Here is a 26,746-nt window from a genome sequence, read left to right as displayed (position 1 = left end):
TGGAGGAGAGAGTTCTCAAATTATCCATGGCTTTTGTTTTATTTAAAATTATGGAGCATAAATTTAATTGCAAGGTTACAGGTATGATATACTACTAATTAACAAATAATTATAAGTATTTTACAAGTATAATTCATAGCATGTCTAAGTGCTGAAAGTAGTTACTTGTGAGACATAGCATAATATATAATTAAAAAATATAACACTATGATAAGATTCAGAGTACGAAGAATAAGATAAGTAAGATATTTTAATGTGGAAGGTGAGTTTGTTTGAAGCAGTTTTATTATACCTATAATAAACCGAATAGGAATATAAATATTAAGCAGTATGTTTATAATATTGGTTCATATCATTATAATTGGCACAGTGACTTAGAACTTTTAATGGTAATTAGTGGTGAGATTGAAGTTTGTAATAATGGGGTAACTAAAGTACTTGAAGAAGATGATATTATTTTAATTAACTCTAACATGGCCCACGCTACCTTGGCTCAAAAACCAGATAGTATTGCCATGGTTATACATATAGATCCAGTAGTTTTAAAGGATTACTATGATAACAGTGAATTTCTATTTTTTGAATTATGTTCAACAAAGCAACAAAGAAATAATATAGCTTTCTCTCAAATAAGGAGTTACCTATCAGAAATGATGCTATCACAGCAAAGGAACACACCAGAGCAAAAATTACTTTTTGAGAAAGCCTTTTACTCGCTGTTACATAGCATAGTTCTTAACTTTCCACCTAAAGAAATGCATTCTGCTACATTTATGCTTAATCAAAAAAAATTAAGTGCAATAGATAAGATAATAAAATACATAAATAAAAATTATAAAAAAAAGATAACACTTGATAAACTAGGTAAGGAGAGTGGCTATAACAGTACTTATGTATCACAAATTTTTAAATCCTATTTAGGTATTAATTTTTATGATTACTTAACAAGAATAAGATTAAGGGAAGCTACCCTTGCACTAAGTCAGTCTAGTGATAAAATACTAGATATTGCACTAGAAAATGGGTTTTCAGATATAAAAGCTTTTAACTCAGCATTTAAAGAGAGCTTTGGTAAATCTCCATCAGAATACAGAAAACAATTAAATAATGAAAATAGAAAGAATGATACTGATTTTAAAAAAGAATTTATTTCTATTGAAGATCGGGTGGTTAATGAAAAGTTATTGAAATATGTATCTCAAAGAGAAAATAACTCCTTAAGAATAGTTGAGAGAAATATTTGGAAAATAGAGAAGTTTCATGAAGTAGAAAAAACTATTCAGGGAGTAACTAATAAGCTAAAAGAAATCACCAAAGATATGGAAGAAACCGTAGGTTATTTTCAAAATGAATAATGGTTTAGTACTATGTTTATTTTAAATATAGTATATGTATTAGTACTTTGTCATTAAATCTACTTTTTTTCGAGAATAATTGGACTATAATATAATATTAAACTAAGTATCGAAAATTGTAAAAAAAAGTTGAAAATTGCAATTCTAAAGATTTACCCATAGTAAAATATTTAGGGTGGAGTAAAGTATAAAGATTAGGGAGTTATACTCTAAAAAAGCCATGTTTTCAAGGAATTTAGCAACTTGAAAACATGGTTATTTTTTATATAATTTTGTGAATGAGTTATGATAAAAGTATGAATATGTTGAAATGTATTAAATTTTCTGTCTTTAATTAAGGATAGTTGAACTTTATTAAATTTGTTAAATTAAATTATGAAAATGATTTCAAGGTTTTAAAAAAGCTAAAAGTAATCAAATATAATCATATACTAGCGAATTTATATTTATAAGGAGGTCAGGTTAATGGAAAAAAGAGAAGCATTAGATCAATTAACACGTCTTGTAGCAAATTTTACAGGAATGGTTGGTAAACGCCTTCCAGATGATGTTACAGCTAAGCTTAAAGAATTAAGTGAAGAAGAAACAATGCCAATGGCTAAAATGATTTATGAAGCTATGGAAAAAAATCAACAACAAGCAGGTGAATTAAACAGACCATCCTGTCAAGACACAGGGCTAATTCAAATGTTCGTAAGAGTTGGTTCAAAATTCCCTTATATTGATGATTTAAGCACAGTTCTTAAGGAAGCAGTTTATAAAGCAACAGTAGAAGCTCCACTTAGACATAATACTGTTGAAACTTTTGATGAGGTTAATACTGGAACAAATACAGGTACTAAATCACCATGGTTATATTGGGACATTATACCAGGTAGTGACAAGTTAGAGCTTGATGTTTACATGGCTGGTGGAGGGTGTTCACTTCCGGGGCAAGGAAAGACTTTAATGCCAGGAGAAGGATACGAGGGAGTTGTTAAATTTGTACTAGATATAATGACTTCTTATGGTTTAAACGCATGTCCTCCATTGCTCCTTGGAATTGGTATTGGTACTTCAATTGACTCTGCAGCTTATATGTCTAAGCGTGCATTAATGAGACCTGTTGGAAGTCATAATGAAAATCCAAGAGCTGCACAACTTGAAGATGATTTAGCAGCAGCAATAGATTCTATTGGACTTGGACCACAAGGATTACGTGGAAGTAAGTCAGTTATGGGTGTTAATATAGAAAATTCATCACGTCACCCATCTGTAATTTCAGTAGCTCTAAATGTAGGTTGCTGGGCACATCGTAGAGGAACAATCATATTTAATAGTGATTTAAGTTATGAGATGGTTACACATAAGGGTGTAAATATTGATAATAAATAATAAAAAAAGGGGGTACAAATATGAAGAAAATTTTAAATACTCCAGTTTCAAGTGAAGATTTAAAAGATATTAAAGTTGGAGATGTCATATACCTTAATGGTTATATAGTAACTTGCCGTGACGTGGCTCACAGAAGACTTATAGAATACGGAAGAGAGCTTCCAGTAGATCTTAAAGGGGGAGCTATCTTCCATGCTGGTCCAATCGTTAAGAAAGTAGAAGGAGAAGAAGATAAATTCGAAATGATTTCTGTTGGACCGACAACAAGTATGCGTATGGAAAAGTTTGAGAAAGAATTCATTGAACAAACTGGTGTAAAGGTTATTGTAGGGAAAGGTGGAATGGGACCTAATACAGAAGCTGGATGTCGTGAAAATAAGGCTATACACTGTGTTTTTCCAGCAGGATGCGCTGTTATTGCAGCAACAACTGTAGAGGAAATCGAAGCAGCTCATTGGAAAGATTTGGGAATGCCTGAGACATTATGGGTTTGTCGTGTTAAAGAGTTTGGACCACTAATTGTTTCAATTGACGCAGAAGGTAATAACTTATTTGAACAAAATAAAGTTGTATTTAATGAACGTAAAAACAAAGCTTTAGAAGATTTATATACTAAAGTTAAATTTATAAAGTAAATTCACAATTAATATCCTAATTTAGGGAACCAACCTAAGACTTAACTATATATAAGCCTATATTGGTTCCCTATAAATTCTGAAAATTAATATGCTAAGATTTATTAAAGTGCATATTGATTGATGAAGAATAGGTTTAAAATTTTCAATATTCAAACACATTTGAGCTGGTTTTAGTATTATTAGTATTTAATATTTATAAATAAAACATAATAAAATGGGAGGGAAGGATATGTTAACATTTTTAGCACTGGCAATGATTGTTGTTTTTATAGTATTACTATCAAAAAAGAAACTATCGGTATTTGCAGCTTTGACACTTGTACCTTTAGTGTTTGGAATTATTGCAGCCTTAGCTACAGGACATAGTTTACTAGATTTGTTTAAGTGGATACAAGAAGGTATTTTCTTTAAATTAAATGCAAAAACAGGAAAAGTATCCTGGGGAGTTATATCACCAGCAGCTACGATTCTATTCTCTATTCTATACTTTGATATAATGCTTGGAGTTGGTTTATTTGACCCAGTAGCAGAATTCTTTATTAAGAAGGCAAAAGGGGACCCTATGAAGGTTCTGCTTTCAACAGTGATGGTTGCCAGTGTTGTTTCTCTTAATGGAGATACAACAACAACAATTATTATCTGCATAGCAGCTTTCTTAAACCTTTACAAACAATTAAATCTAAAGTTAAGTTATCTTGCAATAGTTATCGTTGCTCCAATAGGAATCTGGAATCAGCTTCCTTGGGGTGGGCCTACAATTGCAGCAGCAACAGCTCTTGGAGTTGAAATTAGTGATTTGTTCAGAACATTACTTCCAGGACTTCTTGCAGCTCAGGTTGTAGTTATACTAATTGCAGCTCTTTTAGGAAAGAAAGAAAGACAACGTCTTAACTTTAATCCAAGTAGCACTGAAAAGGTTTCTCAAGAGCACTTGAATCAAATGCTTTCAGCAATTCGTGATAATGAACCTGAACTTAAAAGACCAAAATTATATTGGTTTAATCTTTTACTAACATTAGGCTCTTTAGGATTACTTATTAAAGGTGACATACATGGTTCAATTATATTTATGCTTGCCTCTGCCATAGCACTTGTGATTAATTACAGGAACGTTTCAGAATGCAACAATAGATTGGAAGCGCTTGCTGAAGATGTTTTACCTACTGCTATAGTAACTATGGGTGCAGGGGTATTCTCAGGGGTATTAACAGGAAGTGGGATGGCTAATGCACTAGCAAATAGTATTGCAAGCATTATTCCTACTGGGCTTGGTTCACATATGGCACCTATATATGCAATAATTGCAGCACCAGCTATTTGTTTCCTTCCTCAAGACGCTTTCTATTTTGGAATTGCATCTGTTATTAAAGGAGTTATGGTTCAATTTGGAATTACACCAATGCAGGCAGCTGTAGCATCTATGGTTGGACAGGCATTTAGATTAATAAGCCCAGTTATTCCAGCACTATATATGTTATGTGGTGAAACTAAGCAAAACTTCGTTGACTTCCAAAAAGAATATTTGAAGTACTTCTGGGTTGTTATTGTAACCTATTTAGTGGTTTATGGTTTAACTGGAGCACTTCCATATTAATAAAAACTATAAAGTTTAGCTATTATCTTTAAGATGACATAAATTGTCCTCGGCTGACTTAGTATGTAAATACTGAGCCAGCCTTTTCCCTTGAATTTTGGACACAACAAAATAAATTAAGAAATAATTACTTAATAATGTTACAAGGAGGCTATAACAGTGAATCCAGTAAAAATAACAGAAACAGCTCTTAGAGATGGACATCAATCCTTAATTGCCACAAGGCTTACAACTGATGAAATACTACCTATATTAGAAAAGATGGATAAGGCAGGATATCATGCTTTAGAAGTTTGGGGAGGAGCAACCTTTGATGCTTGTCTTCGCTTTTTAAATGAAGATCCATGGGAAAGATTAAGGCTAATTAGAAAAGCAGTAAGAAATACTAAACTTCAAATGCTATTAAGGGGTCAAAATCTTTTAGGGTACAAACACTATGCAGATGATGTGGTAGAAGCTTTTATAAAAAAATCTGTAGAAAATGGAATAGACATAGTTAGAGTTTTCGATGCCCTAAACGACTTAAGAAATTTGGAAACTTCAATAAGAGTTATAAAAGAAGCAGGAGCTCATTGTCAGTGTGCAATAAGCTATACAACTAGTAAAGTACATAATTTAGATTATTATGTAAAATTATCAAAAGATATGGAAAACCTTGGTGCAGACTCTATTTGTATAAAAGATATGGCTGGAATATTAACTCCAAATTCAGCTTATGAATTAGTATCAAAGCTTAAGGAGGTTTTAAACATTCCTATAGAACTTCATACTCACTGTACTAGTGGAATTGCTTCCATGGCATACTTAAAAGCTGTTGAAGCTGGCGTTGATATTATTGACACAGCTATTTCACCTTTTTCAGAAGGAACATCACAGCCACCAACAGAATCCATGGTAGTTACTCTAAAGGAAGGACATAGAGCACCTAATTTAGATGTGAATATATTAAGTGAAATTGCTGATTATTTTAAACCTATAAGAGAAAAGTACAGAGAAAATGGAACGTTAAATCCAAAGGTTATGGATGTAGAACCAAATACATTAACATATCAGGTTCCGGGAGGAATGTTATCTAACCTTCTTTCCCAATTAAAAACCCAAGGTGCCAGTGATAAATATGAAGAGGTTTTAAAAGAAATACCAAGAGTAAGAGAAGAGTTAGGTTTTCCCCCACTAGTAACACCCTTAAGTCAAATGGTGGGTACTCAAGCTGTATTTAATATATTAGCTAGTGAAAGATATAAAATGGTTCCAAAGGAAATTAAAGAATATGTTAAGGGACTTTATGGAGCTTCACCTGTACCAATTAGTAATGAAATAAAAGAGAAAATTATAGGTAATGATGAAGTTATAACAATAAGGCCAGCAGACTTGTTACAACCTGAAATGGAAAAGTATAAAGCGGAAGTAGGGGAGCTAGCCACATCCTTAGAAGATGTACTATCTTATGCTTTATTTCCTCAGGTTGCCAAGAAGTTTTTAGAAGGTAGGTTACAGAAAAAATCAGTAGCCCTTGATGAAGAAAAAAGTTCTGAAGCAAAATCAAAGCCAAATAATGAAGAAATTCACTATATTACTGTAACTATGTAATACTTATTTTAAGTTAATTACTTTTCTAGTAAAAGAATTATTTTTCTTAGAGTAGAAAGTAATTAGATGAACAACCTTTGATAAAACACATAACCTGTTTTACAATTAGTTAAAAATAAGCTTATTTATCATTTAAAGGTGGTGAAATACCATGGGAAATTCTGTATTTACAAGGCTATGGAATTTATTATTTAATAAACATGAAAGTCTGGAAGCTGTAAAGGAAGAACTTATTCCAGAGAAACCCATAAGAAAGACTTGTAATTCTAGTGAAATAGATGAAGAAGACAGATTAGTAGTAGCATTAGCAGCAACTATTATGGCGGGAAAACATAAGCCAAATTCTCACTTTCATATCTCGAACATAAGAAAAATTGATAGTAATTTTGAAACAGTACCTAATGAAATAAATGAGATAGAGGAAGAAGATAGGTTAGTAGTGGCTTTAGCGGCTTCCATTATGGCAGGGAAAGATAACCCTAACTCACATTTTCATATATCAAAAATAACTAGAATCCACAATTCTAATCCAACGAATTCTCATAGTAGAATTAACTATGAAATTGATGAAGAGGATAGGTTAGTTGTAGCTTTAGCTACATCAATTATAGCAGGAAAACATAAGCCTAATTCTCACTTTCACATATGTAAAATTACAAGGATAAGTTAATGATAAACCTAAATTTCTAAAAAATTATAAGAAATAATTATGAAATTAAATATAACTGAAAAGGAAGGGATTAAAGAACATGAAGAAATATGTTATAAAATTAAATGGAAAAGTTTATGAAGTAGAGATGGAAGAAGTTACGGAAGAAGCAAGTGCCGCTTATGAAAAAGTAAGCAATGCATCTGAAAAAGCTATACGACAAAATGGCACTAAGCCAAACATTGAACAAAATAGTGCTCGAAAAAGTAAGGTATCAGAAGATGCAGAGGGGGAAGCTTTAGATGCTCCAATGCCAGGAAATATTATAAATGTATCTGTAAAGGTTGGAGATAGGGTGAAAAAGGGTCAGTTATTAGTAATATTAGAAGCGATGAAAATGGAGAATGAAATAGTTTCACCAAAAGATGGAACAATAACTTCTATAGAAGTTTCAAAAGGTCAAAGCGTAAATGCAGGAGATATTCTTGTTAAAATTGCTTAGATAATTTTAACAATTAATATTGATTCATAAGGAGGCATAATTAATGGACTTTTTACTAAGAGGTATTACTTCTATTACAATTCAACAAGTAATAATGTGGATTATTGGAGCAGTACTTATCTATCTAGCTGTAAAAAAAGACTTTGAACCAGCACTATTATTACCAATAGGTTTTGGGGCAATTCTTGTAAATATTCCTTTCTCAGGAGCAGTAACACAAATTATTGGAGGACATGAGGAAATAGGAATAATAGATAACCTATTTAATATGGGAATTGCAAATGAGTTATTTCCACTAGTTTTATTTATTGGTATAGGTGCCATGATTGACTTTGGACCACTACTAACAAACCCTAAGATGCTACTTTTCGGAGCAGCAGCACAATTTGGTATATTCTTTACAATAAGTGCAGCGGCTTTATTAGGCTTTGATTTAAAGGATGCAGCTTCAATAGGAATCATAGGAGCAGCTGATGGACCTACATCAATCTTTGTAGCGAACTTTTTCAATAGTAAGTACATAGGGCCTATAACCGTTGCGGCATACACATATATGTCTTTAGTTCCAATAATACAACCAATAGCAATTAAAATGGTAACAACAAAGAAAGAAAGACAAATAAGAATGAAATACAACCCAGCGGCAGTTTCAAAAACAACAAAAGTACTATTCCCAGTAGTAGTTACAATTATTGCAGGATTAATTGCTCCAACAGCAGTATCCCTAGTAGGCTTCTTAATGTTTGGAAACTTAATTAGAGAGTGTGGAGTACTAGAAAGATTATCACAAACTGCTCAAAATGAATTAGCAAACCTAGTAACACTATTATTAGGTATAACCATTGCATCTAAAATGAGAGCAGAATACTTTGTAACATTTGAAACTCTTACAATAATAGGTTTAGGACTTGTAGCCTTTATCTTTGATACAATTGGAGGAGTACTATTTGCAAAATTCCTTAACTTATTCTCAAAGGAAAAAATAAATCCAATGGTAGGAGCAGCGGGAATATCTGCATTCCCAATGTCAGCTAGAGTAATTCAGAAGATGGCACAAAAGGAAGACAATCAAAACTTCTTACTTATGCATGCAGTATCAGCAAACGTAGCAGGGCAAATAGCATCAGTTATTGCCGGTGGACTTATAATTTTTCTACTTGGATAGGAGGAGTTAAGTATGAGTGAAAATATAAAAGTTTTTTTTGAAACCCTTACAGTGATGGGTTATGGAATGGCAGGGATTTTTACAGTAATGGCTATAATATTTATTTCCATCAAAGGACTGAACTCAGTTTTTAGGGAGAGAAAATAATATAAAAATTAATGATTAAATAGAAAAGATGAAGAGTCAATCTAAAAGATTACTCTTCATCTTTTTTATGAAAATACATAATACTATATTACTTATTCTTATAATAAAACACAGCAAGCTGAGTTCTATCCCGTAAGCTGAGTTTTTCAAGGATTATAGAAATGCTGTTTCTCACTGTACCTTCACTTAAATACAGCTTTCCTGCAATTTCTTTATTGCTAAGGCCTTCTGCTACAAGAGAAATTATATCTAGTTCTTTTTCCGTAACACCAAAGGAAGAAAAGTCTGGGGAGCTGTTTTTATTAATTAAAGAGGGAAGCTTCGAAACTATATCCTCTCCAAAAACACTTTGTCCCATATTTACTGCTCTTAAAGCAGGAACAATGGATTCAAAGTTTTGTTTTATGATATAACCCTTAGCCCCTAGTTTTAAAGCTTTTACTATATATTCATCATCTAAGAAAGTAGTTAGAAATAGTATTTTTCCATTTTTGTCACTACTTAAAATTTGTTCTGCGGCCTCAAGCCCTGTCATAGTGTCCATTCGTATATCAATTAATAAGATATCAGGTTTTAAACTATTATATAGTTCAATGGCTTCTTTTCCGTTATGACCAGTGCCTATCACAGAAATATCACCCTCTGCTTCTAGAATAGTTTTTAGGGCCACACATACCAATTTATCATCATCTACAATTACTATCTTCATTTTACCTTTAACCCCTTTTATAAATCATATTTTAGGAATGTAGAAGAAACCACTTCAACAATTTAAACTAATACTTCATGAAGAGATTTCCTAGATAGATAGACAAGTTTTACTGAAGGTAAATGATACTTTAAGTTAAGTAATATCATGTCGCTAAATACATTTTGATTTATGAACTTGCTTATCTAAGGAAATAAAAATTCTAAACCCTAAATTACTACTAATATTAACATTACCACCTATTGCAGTTACTCTTTCAATAATATTTTTTACTCCTATACCATTTTCACTATTGTAGTTAGAATTTGAGCCATTATCTTGGATAACAAGCTGATAAAAGCCAGGGTGTTCACGAAGTACAACTAATACTTCAGTGGCATTAGAGTGCTTTATAATATTTGATAGAGCTTCCTTTGTAACAGCGATAAAGCAATATTTTATGTTTTTTTCTAGGCTGGTTTCCATATCATATTGTAACTTAATAGAGCAAAAATTAAAGTTATCAACCAGCTTTTGAATTTCTGCCTCAAGGTTAATAGATTCCTCATGCAAATTATGCACAGAGCTACGGATGCTATCCATGGCTTCAGAAAGAGTATTCTTTATTAGTTTTAAACTTTCTTTTGTTACTTCATCCTTGTTTATTGCAAGAAGAGCTCCAACTTGAAGGATTGACCTAGAGAGTAAATGCCCAACATTATCGTGAATATCCCTTGCAATTCTATTCCGTTCCCGTAGGGTAGCTAAGTTTATTTCGTAATCCTGCTTTTCTAGAAGTTCGTGGTTTTTTCTTTCAAGCTGTAAAGATATTTCCTTAGAGTTATCACGAAGATTGTGATAAGTCTTAGCTAAACTTTCAAAACCATTGCTACGGTGTTTTAAAACATAGGCAACTAAAATTAGGGCTGAAACCTGCCAGCTTAAGGAAAGAAAGTCAGAAGTTGTGGTAGCTATAACGGGCAAAAAACATAGTAGCCAAAGCCATTTAAATCTTATGAGAACCACATCATAACAGAAAAGTGGCAGAAAGAACAAAAGTCCTGGGAGAAAAAGACAACCAAGTAGATAAAGAGTAAAGATTGATATCGTGAAGTTGTCTTTTTCTACATAGCTAATTAGTGCGCTTAAAATTATAGCAATTAATATGGGAACAACTAAATATATATCTTTAGCAGTAGGCATGTATAGAGAAAAGGAAATAATGAAAATAACAACCTTATCTATTAATTTATTCATTTTAATTACCAAATCCTTATCTAGATTATATATTTTAAGAATTAATCCTATTGGGCATGTTTACCATATTGAAACTTTAATGTGGAGTCGCTATATATATTATATTACATAGATTCTGGCATTTCATCATAAAGTCTATAACATTAATATTACATTTGTCATAGTGACCTAGGAGTTTATTCACTAAAATATTACAGGGAAAAGTATTATGATTAATATATAGAAGAAATTAGATTTTGTGGGAAGCTGTTTACGGATGCTTTGGAAGGGTAATTTATGAAGTCTTTTCAAATGGAATTTAAAGCCAGTGAATCTTCAAAATAAATTTATCGGGATTTAAAATTTGTTTATTAATGGTAGGAGGTACTATTATGGTAATAAAAGTTAAAAATTTAGTGAAAAGATATAACGAGTTAATAGCTCTAGATCATTTAGATTTAGAAGTTAAAGAAGGAGAAATATTTGGGCTCCTAGGACCAAATGGTTCAGGAAAAACTACAGCCATAAATTGTATATTATCACTTTTAAAATATGATAAAGGAACTATAGAAATTTATGGTAAGCCTATGACTCCAGATGCTTATGATATTAAGAGAAATATTGGAATCATCATGCAAAATGTAGCTGTATTTGATGAATTAACAGTATATGAAAACATCGATTACTTTTGTGGATTATATGTTACAGATAAAAAGAAACGCCGTGAGTTAGTGGAAGAAGCCATAGATTTTGTTGGACTAAAGGATTTTAAAAAGTTTTATCCTAAAAAGTTAAGTGGAGGACTTCTTCGTAGATTAAATATTGCTTGTGGAATAGCTCATAAGCCTAAGCTAATTATTCTAGATGAACCTACGGTTGCTGTTGACCCTCAAAGTAGAAACAATATATTGGAAGGAATACAAAAACTTAATAAAGAAGGCGCTACTATTGTGTATACTTCTCACTACATGGAAGAGGTTGAAGAGATTTGTACAAGAATAGCAATTATGGACAAGGGCAAAATCATTGCAACTGGTACTAATGAGGAGCTAAAGAGTATGATAAATTCGGGCGAAAGACTTACTATAGAAGCCTTTAATGTAGACAATACTATTTTAGAAGGAATTAAAAACCTTCCAAATATAGTTTCAGCTGAATATGAGGGCAATTTGCTTGTTGCTAAATCTAGTAGGGGGAATAACAACCTAGTAGCTTTACTTGATTATTTAAAATCAAGGAATATAAGCATTGGAAAAATTTATTCTGAGCCACCTACTTTAAATGATGTATTCTTAGAAATTACAGGTAAAGAGCTTAGAGATAATTAACAAGTATAAATTTCAGGAGGAGTAATATGTTTATTCATAATTATTTATATAGATTAAAATGTATTTTAAGAGATAAACAAACTATGTTTTGGACTCTTATATTTCCAATTGTATTAGCCACTCTATTTAATATGGCCTTTTCTAATCTTTCAAATGCTGAAAACTTCTCGGAAATAAAGGTTGGAATAGTTAATGATGAGGAATATAAGAAAAGTACAGAATTTATACAAGCTATAGAGTCCGTTTCAAACTCTAATAGCAGCACTGAAGTAGACTTGTTTGATGTAAAATATGTAACAAAGGAAGAAGGACAACAACTTCTTGATGATAGCAAAATTGAAGGTTACATCTATATTAAGGATGGAATCAATTTAGTAGTTAAAGAAACTGGAATAAATAAAACAATAATAAAAAGTTTCTTAGATGACTTTAAACAAACCACTTCTACAGTTACAAGAATAATTAGCAGTAACCCTTCAGCAGTTGAGAAGGTTGTAAGTGGTATTTCAAAGAGAGAAAATTTTCTTAAGGAAGCTCCAATAGGTAACGCTACACCGGACACCGTAGTAAATTACTTTTACACTCTAATTGCAATGGCTTGTTTATATGGAAGTTTTTGTGGACTAAAGGAAGTAACGGCACTACAAGCAAATTTATCCTCACAGGGAGCAAGGCTTAATATGGCTCCAACTCATAAAATGAAGGTATTCTTATCTTCAGTGGCTGCAGCCACCACGGTTCAGTTAGGAGTAATATTTATTCTTCTTGGATATTTAACTTTGGGGCTTAAAATAAGCTTTGGCAATCAGCTTGGATATATAGCATTAACTTGTTTGGTTGGAACCATTACAGGAGTTACCTTTGGTACTTGTGTGGCATCAGTTGTTAAAAAAGGAGAAGGAATTAAAATAGCAATTTTAATTGGTTTATCCATGATTATGTCCTTTTTATCTGGAATGATGCAGGATAAGATTAAGTATATGGTAACTCAAAAGGCTCCTATTGTAGGATATCTTAATCCAGCAAACTTGATAACAGATAGCTTTTATTCCCTATATTACTATAATACTCATACTCAATTTTTCACAAACATTGCTCTTCTCTGCTTGTTTTCAGTAGTGTTTAGCATTATAACTTACCTTGTAATAAGGAGGCAAAAATATGCAAGTTTATAAAGCCTTTTTCAAAATAATTCTTAAAAACCTATCTCAAATAATGATCTATGTGGTAGTATTTGTATCCTTAGCAATGGCTTTAGGCAGTATAGGTAACAAAAGTGTCACAGTAGATTTTACAGAAACTAAGGTTAAAACAGTTTTTATAAATTATGATGAAGATTCAAAATTAGTAGAAGGATTAAAGATATATTTAAGTAAAAATTCAGATATGAAGGATATACCAGATGAAACTAAAAAACTTCAAGATGCTCTATTTTTCAGAGAAGCAGAATATATAGTAAAAGTTCCAAAAGGCTTTACAGAAAATCTTCTAAGTGGAAAAGAAGTTAGTCTTGATAAAACTACAGTTCCTGGTTCTACCAGTGAAATTTATATGGACAGCATGATAAATAAATATTTAAATACAGCAAAACTATATAAAAATACTATGGAGGACTTATCGCCAGAACAGCTTATAGCTAATATTGAAAAGGACTTAGGAGAACAAACTGCCGTTGAACTTAAAACCTCAGCTGATGAATCAGCAAACAATGAAAAACGGGCCTTTTATTTTAACTACATGGCTTACTCCATCTATGCTGTATTGATTCTTGGAGTTTGTTCTGTGATGATAGTATTTAACAATACTGATTTAAGAAAGAGAAACCACTGTTCACCAGTAAAGCTTAAAGATATGAATTTTCAGTTGATTCTTGCAAACCTTAGTTTTGCAGTATTAACATGGTTTATTATGGTGCTAGCAAGTTTAATCATGTATGGGGATTATATGTTTACTTCAAGAGGACTACTACTTTTACTAAACTCTTTTATATTTACCTTTGCAGCATTAAGTATAAGCTTTTTAATTGGTAATATAATACACAGCAAAGGAGCTATGTCAGCGGCTGCCAATGTGGTTTCTCTTGGAACCTGCTTTATCAGTGGAGTATTTGTTCCACAAGCTCTACTTGGCAAAACTGTGCTAAAAATAGCTAGTTTCACACCAAACTATTGGTATGTAAAATCTAATAATGCCATTGCTAATATGAGTAACTTTAATATGGAGAACCTTACCCCTATATTTTTTAATATGATCATAGTGTTAGGTTTTGCTGTGGCAATTTTGGCAATAACTCTTGTAGTAATAAAACAAAATAGAATGGCTAAATAGCTTCAATTAAATAAGTGAATTTATTTTAATAGAATATCAAAGGCTTACTGCACTATGTGGTAAGCCTTTTGTTTAAGCAAAAGTTACAGACTAGTATAAAGCTGTGGGACTATTCTTAAATTAAAGTTCTAAAAGTATATTTTAGAACTACTAATTTTATGGTATTTTATTAGACTTTTCTTTTTATTAGTTATCTTAACTTTCACATAATTTTTATTATTATGATATACTATAAATCAGAAACTAAAGAAAGTATTATAGATAAAAAACTGTTAACACATTTTGATTAAGGAGAGATTAGAACTATGAGACAAATTACATTAGATGAAGTTATAAAGGTTTTAGAGGAGAAAAAAGGTTCAAATTTAGTGGTTATAGTAAATGCCTATGAGCTTGATACAGTTTATTGTATGGATGAATTTCACTATGAGTTTTTAGAAGAAAGACACGGAAGAACTCTAAGATTATTAAGTAAAACCGACACAAAAACCTATTATGATTTCCATGGAGTTTATATCAGTCTAAAGGATATTTGTAAAATTTCTACCACAGAAGACACAATCTACATATATTTAAATAATCAGCTAGTAAAGCTAAAGTTTAAATTCAATTAATCTATAGAAAGTATTATAGAAAATATATAAGTTGTAATATTATTCTTGCATTATAAGATAGTGTTAAGCAACTTATATTAAAGAGAATGCAAAATAGAATTACATATATTTATTCAGCATCTTTATTTCATTATATATTTTAAATTAGACTAGGATGTGTTTAAGTGGAACTTTTAAGAAAGATAATTGGTACTGTAGCTATAATTACTATTGCTTCACAAGTTAACATAGGAATTATGGGTACAGACTTTAGAGTTTCTGCAGGAATAATATTTTTAGCTATTTTTCTTTACAAGGATAAAAGATTAAAACCGATACCTATGGGGTTCTTATCAGGAGTAATGGTTTATATTTTTAGAGGGATAATCTATTTTGTAACTGAAGGTAACTTTCTGGGATTTATGATTTCTAATCAGTTAGAGATATTGTTTTATACTTTTTATGGAGTTATTTATTATCTGCTAGGAAGGAAACATAATGAGTATAATTTAAACAAGTTGCTGTTGATTTTAATCTCCAGTGATTTAGGGGCAAACTTTATTGAATTGAGTGCGAGGATATTAAGTGGAAGGTCAAAGTTTAATGGGGATATTATACTAACCCTAGTGCTTGTTGCAATTGTACGTTCCGCTATAGTATGGTTAGCTTTAACTTGGATGAAATACTATAAGGTGCTTCTAATAAAAGAAGAACATGAAATTAGATATACTAGGCTTTTGTGGCTCACTGCCCAACTAAAGTCAGAAATGTATTGGATGGAAAAGAACATGGACAATATCGAAAGAGTAATGGCTAATTCCTATTCATTATTTGAGGAAATAAGTAGTGAAGATGGGAAGGAGAATTTAGCAGATAAGTCTTTAGCTATTGCTAGGGATGTTCATGAAATAAAGAAGGAATATCAGCTAGCTATTCGCGGAATAAAGGAGCTCACTGAAGACAAGCAAGTTGAGGGTGGTATGGACTTTAAGGATATAATCACTATTCTTAAAGAAACAATAAAAAGAGAAGTAAGCCGTAGGAATATGGAGGTTGAATTGTATTTTGAAGTTGGCGAGTCTTTTTATACCTCAAAGCATTATTTTCTAATGTCCATATTTAGAAATTTACTAATTAATAGTTTAGATGCAATAGGAAATTCAGATAAAAGAAAAAGTCTGAGTTTTAACCATAAAATTAAAGAAGATCATCATGTTTTTACAATCTCAGATACTGGCTGTGGCATAGAGGAACATAGCTTAAGCCTTGTTTTTTCACCAGGTTTTTCAACTAAAATAAACTATACCACAGGAGAAATAAATAGAGGACTAGGACTAAGTGTGGTTCAGCATATAGTAGAAGAAGAGTTAAAAGGAACAATAACTTTAAGCTCTGAAAAAGGAAAAGGTGCTACCTTTATAATTTATATACCTAAAAATTCCTTAGAGGTGATATAAGTGAACATATTTATTGTAGAAGATAATATTAATATAATTAGGTTACTAGAGAAAATAATAATAGATAGAGAATTAGGAAAGCTCTTAGGACATGCAACTGATGGAATTCTTGGATTAAAAGAAATTCAAAGATTAACTCCTGACATTGTTTTAGTGGATTTATTAATGCCAGGAAAAGACGGCATCAGCTTAGTTAGAGAGGTTAAGAGGCTATACCCCGAAATTCAATTCATTATGATTTCTCAAGTGTCTTCTAAAGATATGATTGGAAAAGCCTATCAGAGTGGAATAGAATATTTTATATCTAAACCAATTAATGCAATTGAAGTGGAAAGTGTTATTAATAAAGTTGAGGATAAAATTCAAGTAAATAGAAAACTAAGTCAAATTCAAAGCTTGTTTACGGACCCCAATAGTTCTTCCAAAAATGAAAAAAATTTTTCTAAGGATAATGATGAAGAAGACAATTACAATGGCTTAAATACAGAAAAGGAAAACAACAGTAATAGAATTGAAAAAATAAAAAGAGTAATGAGAGTAATTGGAATTGCAGGAGAAACAGGGAGTCAGGATATAATTAGTATTCTTGAGTACCTTATTAGAACAAAGGAAAGTATTGATAGTTACACCATAAGTGAGCTTTGCAGTAAATTTACCCATCAGGCTAAAACCATGGAGCAGAGAATTAGAAGAACTGCCATGGTTGGAATGATAAACCTTGCAAATTTAGGCATAGAGGACTACATGAATGAAATCTTTATTGAGTATTCTAATGGAATTTATAATTTTGAGCAAATAAAAATAGAAATGGATTATATAAGAGGAAAGAGCAGGAAAAGAGGTAAGGTAAACCTTAAAAAAATTATTGATGGTCTGTTGTTTTATAGTGATAGTTATTAAGAGACAAAAACTCCTTTAGCAGGTTGAACTGTTCAGGGAGTTTTTTATTTTAAAAAGCTATAGAACTTATTAGAGAACAAAATAATTAAAAATAAAAATAATTCTGAAACCTTTTGAAACTTTCTGAAGGTAGTTATTTACAATAAGTTAAATAATTATTAACAAAGAAAGGGGATATGAGATGGAAACGATAAATATTATTGTTGATTTTGTAAATAAAATTTTATGGGACTATATATTAATTATTGCACTTTTAGGTATTGGAATTTATATGACTATTAAACTAAAATTTCCTCAATTCACTAGACTTTTTCCAGCATTAAAGAAAATGGTTTCAGGTATAGTTAATAAGGAAAAAGTAGAAGAGGGGAAGATGACTCCTGTGCAGGCTTTAGCAACTGCAGTAGCAGCTCAGGTTGGAACGGGTAATATAGTAGGGGTTGCAACAGCTATAGCAGCTGGAGGACCAGGGGCAGCCTTTTGGATGTTAATATCTGCATTCTTTGGAATGTCAACTATTTTCAGTGAAGCAGTCCTTGCACAAAAATATAGAGAAACTAAAGATGGTGAGTTAGTAGGAGGACCTGCTTATTACATTAAAAATGGACTAAAGCGCAAATGGTTATCTATGATTTTTGCTGTAGCTTGCATAGTTGCACTGGGAGTAGTAGGAATTATGGTTCAATCTAACTCAGTGGCTGGCTCAGTGAGCAATGCATTTGGAATACCTTCAATTAGTGTCACCATTGTTCTTGCTATCATAGTAACATTAATACTAATGGGTGGAATGGGAAGAATAGCAACCTTTGCAGAGACTGTAGTGCCAGTTATGGCTATGGCTTATATATTAGGAAGCTTTATTATAATAGTAATGAATTTGGAAAATTTAATACCAGCAATAAAAAGTATATTTGTTGGGGCCTTTGCACCACAAGCAATAGGGGGAGGAACTCTTGGAATAGCCTTGCAACAAACCATAAGATACGGTCTTGCAAGAGGGCTTTTCTCAAATGAAGCAGGAATGGGTTCAACTCCTCACTCTCATGCAGTTGCAAATGCTAAGCATCCAGCTGAACAAGGCTTTACTGCTATGATAGGAGTATTTATATCAACTTTCTTAATTTGCTTATCAACAGTAATGGTAAATCTAGTATCTGGGTCTTATGATGCTACAGTACCAGCAGTGAAAATGACTGAAACTGCAACTATAATGACACAAAGCGGTTTTGCTGCAGGATTTGGTAACTTTGGAGGAATGTTTCTTTCAGTTTGTCTTTCCTTCTTTTCTTTAACAACTATAGTAGGTTGGTACTTCTTTGCAGAATCAAATGTAAAGGCTGTATTTAATTCTAAAGCTAGAACCCTTAATACTTTTAAGTTTATAGCTATAGCAGCTTTAGTAGTGGGAACTTTAATAGATGCAACCTTTGTTTGGAAACTAGCCGATATGTTCATGGGAATTATGGCAGTACCCAATATAATAGCATTGTTTTTATTATCAAAGGAAGTATGTAAAATTCTTGAGGACTATGATTCCATTGGTAGAAAAGAAAAAATTACTCAGCTAAATAGAAAAGTCTCTTAAAAAAAGGATAACCCAATAAAATCCCTACATAAAATATGTGCAGGAATAGGAAAAGAGACATTTTAAAAGCACCTCCAAATGTTCACCCCTTAAAACATTTGGGGGTGTACTTTTTTATTACCTAGGAAAACAGTATTCTATCTTGGCTACGACAAAGTAGAATTTAAATATAATAATTATGCTAATACTTACCTATAAGTCTATAGTCATATTTATTGCAATATATGAAACTGACTTTTAAGGAAGTGATAGGTTATTCCATTTAATAAAAAATCACAAAAAATAAAAAGAGTAGATATCACTAATTGATTCTACTCTTAGGGAACTAGGGATGAGGTTGTGTTAAAATTATATTTATTAACTGGGTTTATAATAATTATTATACAATAATTATTATTATTTTCAATAGGTAAATACAAAAAACATTTATAAATTTCAGTTATTCTAAAAAGCTTGTTTTATGTAGTCTACCAAAGAAAGTATCATATTTATATAGTAACTATGGAGAAAAAATCAAATAATTTAATTAGGAAACCCCTAAGCTTTTGTAACGCTTGTCTATATAAATGAATATTATATATTAGATACACAGTTGGAGGTGAATCTAATGTTAGAAGATTATACAAACAACAATCAACAAGGAAATTGCCCTCAATTACCAGGAACTTTAGTAAGAATTAATATTCCTGCAGGAACTACTATAAATTTATTAAATTTATTAGAGCTTACTTCTCCAGGAGGAATATGTTTAATAGTAAGAAGTCCTTTGCTAGGTGGGAACAATAGATAACCCTAAAGCTAAAGTCTAATAAATTCGGACATGCATACCTAAGAAAACTTTAAGTTGCAGATACAAGTAGATTTCAATAAATAAATTTAATTATATAAGGGCTACTCTAATTTTATTAGGGTAGCTTTGTTTATTGTGCAAAATATTACATTTATATACATGTATTGGCAATATTACATATATTATAATTTTATGGTATAATTAACAAAAATGCCATTGCTAAAAATATTAGAAGTTTAGCAATGATTAAAAAGTAAAAGTTGTTTTAAAGTAATATATCCACTTAATTATTTTTGGAGTTACTTGTTATGAACTTTAAACAAAGAATAACTTAAGAGCACATATGAAAAATTAGTGTAGGATATATACTAAATATAAAATACTTATAAGAAAAAGTTTACGGGGGAAGAATTTATGAAGAACAAAATTTTAGTGAGCTCAACGAATACATTAGAAGGATATGAGATTAAAACCTACTATGGATTGTGCTCTGAACGTATAGTTGTGGGGGCAGGGGTGTTCTCTGAGTTTTTTGCAGGATTTACAGATTTATTTGGAGGAAGGTCTAGGCAATTTGAGGAGAGACTAAAGGAATTATATGATAGTGCTATGGAAAAGTTAACAAAAACAGCAGCCTCAATGGGAGCTAATGCACTTTTAGGAGTAACGTTAGATATTGATGAAATCAGCGGTAAAGGCACACAGATGTTTATGATTAATGCTTCAGGTACTGCGGTGTTGGTAAACAGGACTTCCCAAGATACAAATCAAGAAGAGACTTTATCTGAGGAAAAGGGAAAAATCACTGGATATGATTTGAGAAAAGAGATAATACGAAGAAATGTAATTAAAAAGCTAGATGAAAGTGAACATAGAGATGATGTTTTTGAAGGTTTAAAAACTCTAATTAATGAGGATATTTTACTTCCAATAGACTATGTTTTAAATCTAACTAATAAGGAAACATACCGCTATGCAAGGCTTAGTGATACAAATTTTGCTGAGTATTTGGATTTGTATTATGATGAGGAATTTAATAAGGATTTAAATGAGTTTTTGTTAAAATGTCATAAGTATAGTAATCTATATTTTGAAATCTATAATTTATTTGCAAAGCCGGATTATGTTTTACTAGTAGACCTTGTTGATAAATTAAATGTAGAAGTGTTGATAAGATCAGTAGTACCTGTACTTTTGAAATATAAGAGCTCATATAGCGAAAAAGATATTTCTAGCTTAGAAATGATTTATGAAAAACTTAAAAAGATAAGAAATACTGAAATAGTAGAAGTATCAAAGAGTTCCTTTGGCAAGGAAGTTTGGGTATGTGGTTGCGGTAAGAAAATAGATATCAATAGTGAGTATTGTAACTGCACAAAGGGTAAAAATGGGCTAACAGCAGAAGAAAATGAATTAATTGAAAAAGCAATAAAGCAGGTTGGAGATATTAAGGATGCTTTGGGAGCTGAGCTATTGTAAAAAATGGAGAGCTTAAAAGGAAACTCTATGAAAGATTCTATAGGTTCTATTTTTTAGGTTTTTCCTATTTATGTTAACAAGAAAAGACAACCAGTTGGCTGTCTTTTCTTTTATCAATTATTATTTTATTGGAACTATTATTTTTGCAACCTTTTCTGAACCTCTAGTAAAGGTTACATTTAAATTAGCACTGTCGGTTGGAATTGCAAAGGTAGCACTAGCCTTGCACTTTCCGCCAACTGGAGTTTTTTTTGGATCTCTATTTTCATCATAAACTGGGTAATCTCCAAGAACATTTCCTTCATCATCTAATACTTGGAAAGCATAGCCATCAATATATAAATCTTGACCAGATTGCTGTCCAAAGCTAATGTTTTCATAAGTATAATCCAGCATAGCTACTTTCTTAGCTTGTATATCAGAAAACTCATTTCTCTTATCAGTTGCTCTTGCGCCCTCAATAGTTAATGTATAATTTCCATTATCTGTCTCAACGGTAAAAGGTTGATTTAAAACCATTTCCTTAACTTCTTTCTTTGGAGTTTCCTCTTTCTTATTTTGTGAGTCAAATAAAGAGCTATCTAAGTTAACTAATAACTTAGTTAAAGCATCATTATTATTTATTTTCCACTCACCATTTGTTTTAGTTAAAGAAATATCTCCTGTTCTTTCGGTGTACTTCATATTATTTAAGCTCTCTAGAAGCATAGTATCAAATAATTTATCTGTTTCTTCTTGTGTTGCATTATTGCCAGAAAAAGCTTGTGACAAGGCTGTAGTAAAGGCTTTTTGTAAAAAGTCTCCTAATACAGTTGCCATATCAGGGCCATTTACTTTTACATTTACAGTAGCTGAATCACCATCAATCTTTTCAGAATTTATTGTGTAAGTTAAGTTTTTCATGGAATCCATGAACTTCTTTGTTGATTCCTTTTCAGCGTCTTTCTTTTGATTTGTTTCTTCTTTCTTTGCCTTATCTAAAGTTTCATTCAATAACTTAGAGAAGTCTGTATTTTCACCTTTTTTTACTTCTTCTAAGTAATTTTTTACGGAGTTAGATGGAGTTTTAGAACTACACCCATATACCCCAACTGAAAAAGTTAGCAGAAGTATAAATAATACTGCTTTTTTTAATCCTTTCATATATAATACCTCCCATATTTTTGTCCTTAATAAGCTTAGCACGAGATAATAACTTAGGATAGTTAACAAATTGTGAATTGGAGGAAGTAAAAATATGCCAAGATAATATAAATTATAACTAGAAGAGGTATATTAAATGCAATATTTTATTGATATAAGCCACTTTGAGACAGTTAAAAATAACAGGTTAAAGAAGTATATTTTAAGGTGTTCCAAGGATAAATATTAAACATTATACATATATTGGCGAAAATCTGGAACGAGCTTTTTATAGAAAATAACAATTTAAAAGTCTATAATATAATTGTATTGGTTTAAGCTAATACAATTATTTTTTATTTTGGAGGGCTTCAAATGATTACAGGAGAATTGAGAAATAAGGTAGATAAAATATGGGAAACCTTTTGGACTGGTGGAATAACCAATCCTCTAGAAGTTATAGAGCAATTTACTTACCTTTTATTTATAAAAGGCTTAGATGATAAAGAAACTATAAATGAAAATGAAGCAGTATTTTTAGGTTTAGACTTTAATGGAATGTTTCCAAGTGATAAGCAGCATTTAAGATGGAGCAAGTTTAAAGATTTTGAAGCTGGTGAAATGTATAGAGTGATGCAGGAGGAAGTTTTTCCCTTTATAAAAAACCTTCATGGAAAAGATGACTCAGCCTATGCAAAATACATGGGAGATGCCATATTTAAAATTCCAACACCATTAATGCTTTCAAAAATAGTAGATGGTATTAATAATATAAATATGGAAGGTAGGGATACAAAGGGAGATCTTTATGAATACTTACTTTCAAAGGTTGCCACAGCTGGTACAAATGGGCAGTTCAGAACTCCAAGGCATATCATTGATATGATGGTAAGGCTTATGAAACCAACGCCAGAAGATGTGATTGTGGACCCAGCAGCAGGGTCGGCAGGGTTTTTAGTATCTGCTCAACAATATTTAAGAGAAAATCATGCTGATTTATTTTTAGTCCAAGGGCTAAAGGAACACTTTAATAACCACATGTTCTATGGTTTTGATATGGATAGAACCATGCTAAGAATTGGAGCTATGAATATGATGCTTCATGGAGTGGACAACCCTAACATTGAATATAAGGACTCTCTTTCAGAGGTAAATACGGATAAAGAAAAATTCACACTGGTATTAGCAAATCCACCCTTCAAAGGAAGTTTAGATTATGAAGCAGTGTCAGCAGACCTGCTAAAAACTACTAAAACCAAGAAAACAGAGTTATTATTCTTAGCACTTTTCTTAAGAATCTTAAAAAATGGTGGACGTTGTGCTTCTATTGTTCCTGATGGGGTACTCTTTGGAAGTACAGGGGGACATAAATCCATAAGACAAGAAATTGTTGATAATCATAAGCTAGAAGCTATAATATCTATGCCAAGTGGAGTATTCAAGCCTTATGCAGGGGTTTCTACAGCTATAATCATATTCACAAAAACAGGAAGCGGCGGAACAGATAAAGTTTGGTTCTATGATATGAAAGCAGATGGCTATAGCTTAGATGACAAGAGAAACTCAATAGAAGATAACGACATTAATGACATTGTAGAGAGATTTACTAACTTAGATAATGAAAATGACAGAAAAAGAACAGATAAGTCTTTCTTTGTACCAGTAGAGGAAATAAGAGAAAATGGTTATGACCTTTCTATAAACAAATATAAGGAAATAGAATACGAGGAAGTACAATACGAAGCTCCTAGTGTTATATTGGAGAAGATTAAGGGGTTAGAGGAAGAGATACAAAAAGGATTAGAAGAATTAGAAAGAATGATAGAGGGGTAGACGCTATGCAGTATGTTAGGCTTGGAGATATTTGCAATATAAAATCAAGTAAAAGGATATATCAAAGTGAGTATTGTGACGTAGGTGTACCATTTTATAGAGGAAAGGAAATTTCACAGCTTCAAAGAGGGGAGCAAATAGATGTTGAGTTATTTATTAGTAGAGAAAGATTTAAAGAAATAAAAGAGAAATATGGAGTTGTAAGTAAAGGAGATTTATTAATTACTTCAGTGGGAACTATAGGTAATACGTGGGTTAGCGATGGTAGAGAGTTTTATTATAAGGACGGTAACATAACCCAAGTTGAAAGTAATGAGAACATAAATACAAAATTTCTATCTTACTTGTTTCAATCAGATATTATAAAAAAGCAATATTTAAAAGGAACAAGTGGTACGGCTCAAGTGGCTTTAACAATTGAAAAGCTAAATAAACTAGTAGTTCCTCAAATAAAACTAGAAACTCAAGATAAAATAGTAGAAGTATTAGATAAAGCCCAACAATTGATTGATAAAAGAAAAGCACAAATATCAAAACTAGATGAACTAGTTAAATCGAAATTTATCGAGATGTTTGGGGATCCTTTTAGAAATCCTATGGAATGGGACAAAAAACAATTGAAAGAGATTATTTTATTAGCCAACAATGGATTAGCTCGAAGAGGAAATGATAAAGATGGAAATATTGTTCTAAGGTTGGTAGAACTTCAAGATGGATATATTGATTATAATTCTCCTAATAGAATAAAATTAACCGAAGCTGAAAAGAAAAGGTATTTTCTCAAAGATGGGGATTTTTTATTTGCAAGAGTAAATGGCAATCCTGATTACGTAGGAAGATGTGCTACTTATGAGGATATAGGAGAAAAAGTATATCATAATGACCATATTATTAGGGTAAGATTAGATAATAATGTTGTAAACAATGATTATGTTAGCACTTTACTAAATAGTCCATATGGGAAGTTACAAATGAAAGATAAATTAAAAACTTCTGCTGGACAATATACAATAAATCAAACTGGTATATCAGAGATAGAAATAGTTATTCCACCAATAGAACTCCAAAAGCAATTCGCCAACTTCGTTAACCAAGTCGATAAATTGAAATTTGAAATGGAGAAGAGTCTAGAAGAAATGGAAAATAACTTCAATTCCTTAATGCAAAAGGCTTTTAATGGTGAGTTATTTAATTAGTCTATACTAATTACTGCTTATTTATTTTAAATAGGATGCTATAAGTTATCATATAAGAAAATTAAAATACACCTAAATGAAAAAGGAAGTGGGTTGTTTTAGTATGAGTATAGAAAAATCAAGTGAATTTAAAGAGTTGATAAGTGGGATAAAAGTTCAAATAAAAAATTCAAGGCAAAAGGCTTTATTAGCTGTGAATAGGGAGCTTTTAATTCTATATTGGAATATAGGAAATATAATACTAGAATATCAAGATAAAGAAGGTTGGGGAACTAAAGTAATTGATAATATTGCAAAAGAAATAAAAGCTGAGTTTCCAGACCAAAAAGGATTTTCACCTAGAAATTTAAAGTATATGAGAAAGTTCTCTGAGGAATATAAGGATATCAAATTTGTGCAAGAGGTACTTGCACAAATTACGTGGTATCACAACATTACTTTACTAGAGAAAGTTAAAGATATAGATAAGCGACTATGGTACATTGAAAAAACTATGGAGAATGGCTGGAGTAGAAACACTTTAGTTCATCAAATTGAGAGTAATTTATTTGATAGGCAGAATAATGAGATAAAAACAACTAATTTTATGGAAAAGCTAGAAGCACCTAACAATAAATTAGCAGTAGAAGCCTTAAAGGACCCTTATATCTTTGATTTTATTACAATGACAGAAGAAATGAATGAAAGAGATATAGAAAATCAATTAGTAAAGAGGATTACTAAATTATTATTAGAGTTAGGATCAGGTTTTGCCTTTATTGGAAATCAATATAAGTTACAAGTGGGTGGAGAAGATTACTACCTAGATCTATTATTTTATAATCTAAAATTAAGATGTTATGTAGTAATAGAATTAAAAACAGGTAAGTTTAAGCCAGAATATGCAGGGAAATTAAATTTTTACCTTTCAGCAGTAGACGATTTATTGAAAACTGAAGTAGATAGTCCATCAATTGGAATAATATTATGCAAGGAAAAGAATAAGCTTGTAGCAGAATATTCTCTAAAAGATATGACAAAACCTATAGGAGTAAGTGAGTATAAGTTGTTAGAGAAAATACCAGAGGAATTAAAGGGAACATTACCAACAATAGAAGAAATAGAAGATACTTTAGAATAATGCTTTAAAGTCTAAAAAAGTTAATAGCAATTATAGTATATACAGTATAAAAATATAATTAATGGCAATATACCATA

The 26,746-nt window shown here is 31.2% G+C and carries 24 protein-coding genes; 21 read left to right on the top strand and 3 right to left on the bottom strand.

Features of this window, described 5'->3' with window-relative positions; all coding sequences use genetic code 11:
• Positions 1-272 precede the first annotated feature (272 nt).
• From J2Z44_RS01945 to J2Z44_RS21740, 9 genes are all read left to right on the top strand, one after another.
• Entirely contained in the window at positions 273-1,355 is a 1,083-nt protein-coding gene (locus J2Z44_RS01945) for an AraC family transcriptional regulator (RefSeq protein ID WP_021283564.1), read from the top strand.
• Between the two features lie 465 nt (positions 1,356-1,820).
• Positions 1,821-2,729, top strand: coding sequence for a L(+)-tartrate dehydratase subunit alpha (ttdA, locus tag J2Z44_RS01940; RefSeq protein WP_021283565.1), 909 nt, complete (start codon positions 1,821-1,823; stop codon positions 2,727-2,729).
• A gap of 20 nt (positions 2,730-2,749) precedes the next feature.
• Positions 2,750-3,364, top strand: coding sequence for a L(+)-tartrate dehydratase subunit beta (ttdB, locus tag J2Z44_RS01935; protein ID WP_021283566.1), 615 nt, complete (start codon positions 2,750-2,752; stop codon positions 3,362-3,364).
• A gap of 232 nt (positions 3,365-3,596) precedes the next feature.
• Positions 3,597-4,961 carry a citrate:proton symporter gene (locus J2Z44_RS01930; protein WP_021283567.1) on the top strand — a complete coding sequence of 455 codons (1,365 nt, stop codon included), beginning with the start codon at positions 3,597-3,599 and terminating at the stop codon, positions 4,959-4,961.
• A gap of 159 nt (positions 4,962-5,120) precedes the next feature.
• Positions 5,121-6,551 carry an oxaloacetate decarboxylase subunit alpha gene (locus tag J2Z44_RS01925; RefSeq protein ID WP_021283568.1) on the top strand — a complete coding sequence of 477 codons (1,431 nt, stop codon included), beginning with the start codon at positions 5,121-5,123 and terminating at the stop codon, positions 6,549-6,551.
• Between the two features lie 151 nt (positions 6,552-6,702).
• On the top strand, positions 6,703-7,221 hold the full coding sequence (locus J2Z44_RS01920; protein WP_021283569.1) for a hypothetical protein: 519 nt from the start codon (positions 6,703-6,705) through the stop codon (positions 7,219-7,221).
• A 79-nt stretch (positions 7,222-7,300) separates the two neighbouring features.
• Positions 7,301-7,702, top strand: coding sequence for an acyl-CoA carboxylase biotin carboxyl carrier protein subunit (locus tag J2Z44_RS01915; RefSeq protein WP_021283570.1), 402 nt, complete (start codon positions 7,301-7,303; stop codon positions 7,700-7,702).
• Positions 7,703-7,745: 43 nt separating this feature from the next.
• Positions 7,746-8,867, top strand: coding sequence for a sodium ion-translocating decarboxylase subunit beta (locus J2Z44_RS01910; protein ID WP_021283571.1), 1,122 nt, complete (start codon positions 7,746-7,748; stop codon positions 8,865-8,867).
• 12 nt (positions 8,868-8,879) lie between these two features.
• The gene (locus tag J2Z44_RS21740; protein ID WP_021283572.1) at positions 8,880-9,014 is read left to right on the top strand and encodes an OadG-related small transporter subunit; all 135 of its coding nucleotides are present in this window, start codon (positions 8,880-8,882) and stop codon (positions 9,012-9,014) included.
• Positions 9,015-9,102: 88 nt separating this feature from the next.
• On the opposite strand, the gene J2Z44_RS01905 is transcribed toward J2Z44_RS21740, so the two are convergent.
• Both J2Z44_RS01905 and J2Z44_RS01900 read right to left on the bottom strand, forming a co-directional pair.
• Positions 9,103-9,723, bottom strand: a complete 621-nt coding sequence (locus J2Z44_RS01905) for a response regulator (RefSeq protein ID WP_021283573.1) — start codon at positions 9,721-9,723, stop codon at positions 9,103-9,105.
• A 153-nt stretch (positions 9,724-9,876) separates the two neighbouring features.
• Positions 9,877-10,959, bottom strand: a complete 1,083-nt coding sequence (locus J2Z44_RS01900) for a sensor histidine kinase (protein WP_021283574.1) — start codon at positions 10,957-10,959, stop codon at positions 9,877-9,879.
• 371 nt (positions 10,960-11,330) lie between these two features.
• Between J2Z44_RS01900 and J2Z44_RS01895 the strand changes: the two genes are divergently transcribed.
• The 9 genes from J2Z44_RS01895 to J2Z44_RS01855 all read left to right on the top strand — a co-directional run bounded on the left by J2Z44_RS01895 (position 11,331) and on the right by J2Z44_RS01855 (position 21,398).
• Positions 11,331-12,266 (top strand): ABC transporter ATP-binding protein, encoded by a 936-nt coding sequence (locus tag J2Z44_RS01895; protein WP_209649300.1) that lies wholly within the window; start codon positions 11,331-11,333, stop codon positions 12,264-12,266.
• A gap of 26 nt (positions 12,267-12,292) precedes the next feature.
• Entirely contained in the window at positions 12,293-13,441 is a 1,149-nt protein-coding gene (locus J2Z44_RS01890) for an ABC transporter permease (protein WP_021283577.1), read from the top strand.
• Positions 13,428-14,594: an ABC transporter permease gene (locus tag J2Z44_RS01885; RefSeq protein ID WP_021283578.1), complete on the top strand. Its 1,167-nt coding sequence runs from the start codon at positions 13,428-13,430 to the stop codon at positions 14,592-14,594. Before J2Z44_RS01890 ends, J2Z44_RS01885 begins: the two co-directional genes overlap by 14 nt.
• 305 nt (positions 14,595-14,899) lie before the next feature.
• Entirely contained in the window at positions 14,900-15,208 is a 309-nt protein-coding gene (locus tag J2Z44_RS01880; RefSeq protein ID WP_021283579.1) for a hypothetical protein, read from the top strand.
• A gap of 164 nt (positions 15,209-15,372) precedes the next feature.
• Entirely contained in the window at positions 15,373-16,644 is a 1,272-nt protein-coding gene (locus J2Z44_RS21925; protein ID WP_021283580.1) for an ATP-binding protein, read from the top strand.
• Positions 16,645-17,544, top strand: a complete 900-nt coding sequence (locus tag J2Z44_RS21920) for a DNA-binding domain-containing protein (RefSeq protein WP_209649299.1) — start codon at positions 16,645-16,647, stop codon at positions 17,542-17,544. It begins immediately after the preceding gene.
• A gap of 181 nt (positions 17,545-17,725) precedes the next feature.
• Positions 17,726-19,129, top strand: coding sequence for an alanine/glycine:cation symporter family protein (locus J2Z44_RS01865; protein WP_021283582.1), 1,404 nt, complete (start codon positions 17,726-17,728; stop codon positions 19,127-19,129).
• Positions 19,130-19,736: 607 nt separating this feature from the next.
• Positions 19,737-19,919 (top strand): hypothetical protein, encoded by a 183-nt coding sequence (locus J2Z44_RS01860; RefSeq protein ID WP_021283583.1) that lies wholly within the window; start codon positions 19,737-19,739, stop codon positions 19,917-19,919.
• A gap of 414 nt (positions 19,920-20,333) precedes the next feature.
• Positions 20,334-21,398 (top strand): YbjQ family protein, encoded by a 1,065-nt coding sequence (locus tag J2Z44_RS01855; protein WP_021283584.1) that lies wholly within the window; start codon positions 20,334-20,336, stop codon positions 21,396-21,398.
• A gap of 120 nt (positions 21,399-21,518) precedes the next feature.
• Here J2Z44_RS01855 and J2Z44_RS01850 read toward each other — a convergent pair whose 3' ends face one another.
• Complete coding sequence (locus J2Z44_RS01850) at positions 21,519-22,541, bottom strand: DUF4878 domain-containing protein (protein WP_021283585.1); 1,023 nt, start codon at positions 22,539-22,541, stop codon at positions 21,519-21,521.
• A 354-nt stretch (positions 22,542-22,895) separates the two neighbouring features.
• On the opposite strand from J2Z44_RS01850, the gene J2Z44_RS01845 reads away from it, so the two are divergent.
• From J2Z44_RS01845 to J2Z44_RS01835, 3 genes are all read left to right on the top strand, one after another.
• On the top strand, positions 22,896-24,353 hold the full coding sequence (locus J2Z44_RS01845; RefSeq protein WP_021283586.1) for a type I restriction-modification system subunit M: 1,458 nt from the start codon (positions 22,896-22,898) through the stop codon (positions 24,351-24,353).
• Between the two features lie 5 nt (positions 24,354-24,358).
• The gene (locus J2Z44_RS01840; RefSeq protein ID WP_209649298.1) at positions 24,359-25,549 is read left to right on the top strand and encodes a restriction endonuclease subunit S; all 1,191 of its coding nucleotides are present in this window, start codon (positions 24,359-24,361) and stop codon (positions 25,547-25,549) included.
• A gap of 103 nt (positions 25,550-25,652) precedes the next feature.
• Positions 25,653-26,669 carry a PDDEXK nuclease domain-containing protein gene (locus J2Z44_RS01835; RefSeq protein ID WP_021282849.1) on the top strand — a complete coding sequence of 339 codons (1,017 nt, stop codon included), beginning with the start codon at positions 25,653-25,655 and terminating at the stop codon, positions 26,667-26,669.
• The last annotated feature ends 77 nt before the right edge of the window (positions 26,670-26,746 follow it).

The organism is Clostridium punense, from assembly GCF_017874425.1.
Classification (GTDB): domain Bacteria; phylum Bacillota; class Clostridia; order Clostridiales; family Clostridiaceae; genus Clostridium_J; species Clostridium_J punense.
Note: the sequence above shows the minus strand (reverse complement) of the source record. Positions and strands in the feature narration are given on the sequence as shown.

Bases quoted from the DNA above. Each gene is read 5' to 3' on its own strand.
- ttdA (WP_021283565.1), top strand. From the start codon at position 1,821: ATGGAAAAAAGAGAAGCATTAGATCAATTAACACGTCTTGTAGCAAAT.
- ttdB (WP_021283566.1), top strand. From the start codon at position 2,750: ATGAAGAAAATTTTAAATACTCCAGTTTCAAGTGAAGATTTAAAAGAT.
- J2Z44_RS01930 (WP_021283567.1), top strand. From the start codon at position 3,597: ATGTTAACATTTTTAGCACTGGCAATGATTGTTGTTTTTATAGTATTA.
- J2Z44_RS01920 (WP_021283569.1), top strand. From the start codon at position 6,703: ATGGGAAATTCTGTATTTACAAGGCTATGGAATTTATTATTTAATAAA.
- J2Z44_RS01915 (WP_021283570.1), top strand. From the start codon at position 7,301: ATGAAGAAATATGTTATAAAATTAAATGGAAAAGTTTATGAAGTAGAG.
- J2Z44_RS01910 (WP_021283571.1), top strand. From the start codon at position 7,746: ATGGACTTTTTACTAAGAGGTATTACTTCTATTACAATTCAACAAGTA.
- J2Z44_RS21740 (WP_021283572.1), top strand. From the start codon at position 8,880: ATGAGTGAAAATATAAAAGTTTTTTTTGAAACCCTTACAGTGATGGGT.
- J2Z44_RS01905 (WP_021283573.1), bottom strand. From the start codon at position 9,723: ATGAAGATAGTAATTGTAGATGATGATAAATTGGTATGTGTGGCCCTA.
- J2Z44_RS01900 (WP_021283574.1), bottom strand. From the start codon at position 10,959: ATGAATAAATTAATAGATAAGGTTGTTATTTTCATTATTTCCTTTTCT.
- J2Z44_RS01895 (WP_209649300.1), top strand. From the start codon at position 11,331: ATGGTAATAAAAGTTAAAAATTTAGTGAAAAGATATAACGAGTTAATA.
- J2Z44_RS01890 (WP_021283577.1), top strand. From the start codon at position 12,293: ATGTTTATTCATAATTATTTATATAGATTAAAATGTATTTTAAGAGAT.
- J2Z44_RS01885 (WP_021283578.1), top strand. From the start codon at position 13,428: ATGCAAGTTTATAAAGCCTTTTTCAAAATAATTCTTAAAAACCTATCT.
- J2Z44_RS01880 (WP_021283579.1), top strand. From the start codon at position 14,900: ATGAGACAAATTACATTAGATGAAGTTATAAAGGTTTTAGAGGAGAAA.
- J2Z44_RS01865 (WP_021283582.1), top strand. From the start codon at position 17,726: ATGGAAACGATAAATATTATTGTTGATTTTGTAAATAAAATTTTATGG.
- J2Z44_RS01860 (WP_021283583.1), top strand. From the start codon at position 19,737: ATGTTAGAAGATTATACAAACAACAATCAACAAGGAAATTGCCCTCAA.
- J2Z44_RS01855 (WP_021283584.1), top strand. From the start codon at position 20,334: ATGAAGAACAAAATTTTAGTGAGCTCAACGAATACATTAGAAGGATAT.
- J2Z44_RS01850 (WP_021283585.1), bottom strand. From the start codon at position 22,541: ATGAAAGGATTAAAAAAAGCAGTATTATTTATACTTCTGCTAACTTTT.
- J2Z44_RS01845 (WP_021283586.1), top strand. From the start codon at position 22,896: ATGATTACAGGAGAATTGAGAAATAAGGTAGATAAAATATGGGAAACC.
- J2Z44_RS01840 (WP_209649298.1), top strand. From the start codon at position 24,359: ATGCAGTATGTTAGGCTTGGAGATATTTGCAATATAAAATCAAGTAAA.
- J2Z44_RS01835 (WP_021282849.1), top strand. From the start codon at position 25,653: ATGAGTATAGAAAAATCAAGTGAATTTAAAGAGTTGATAAGTGGGATA.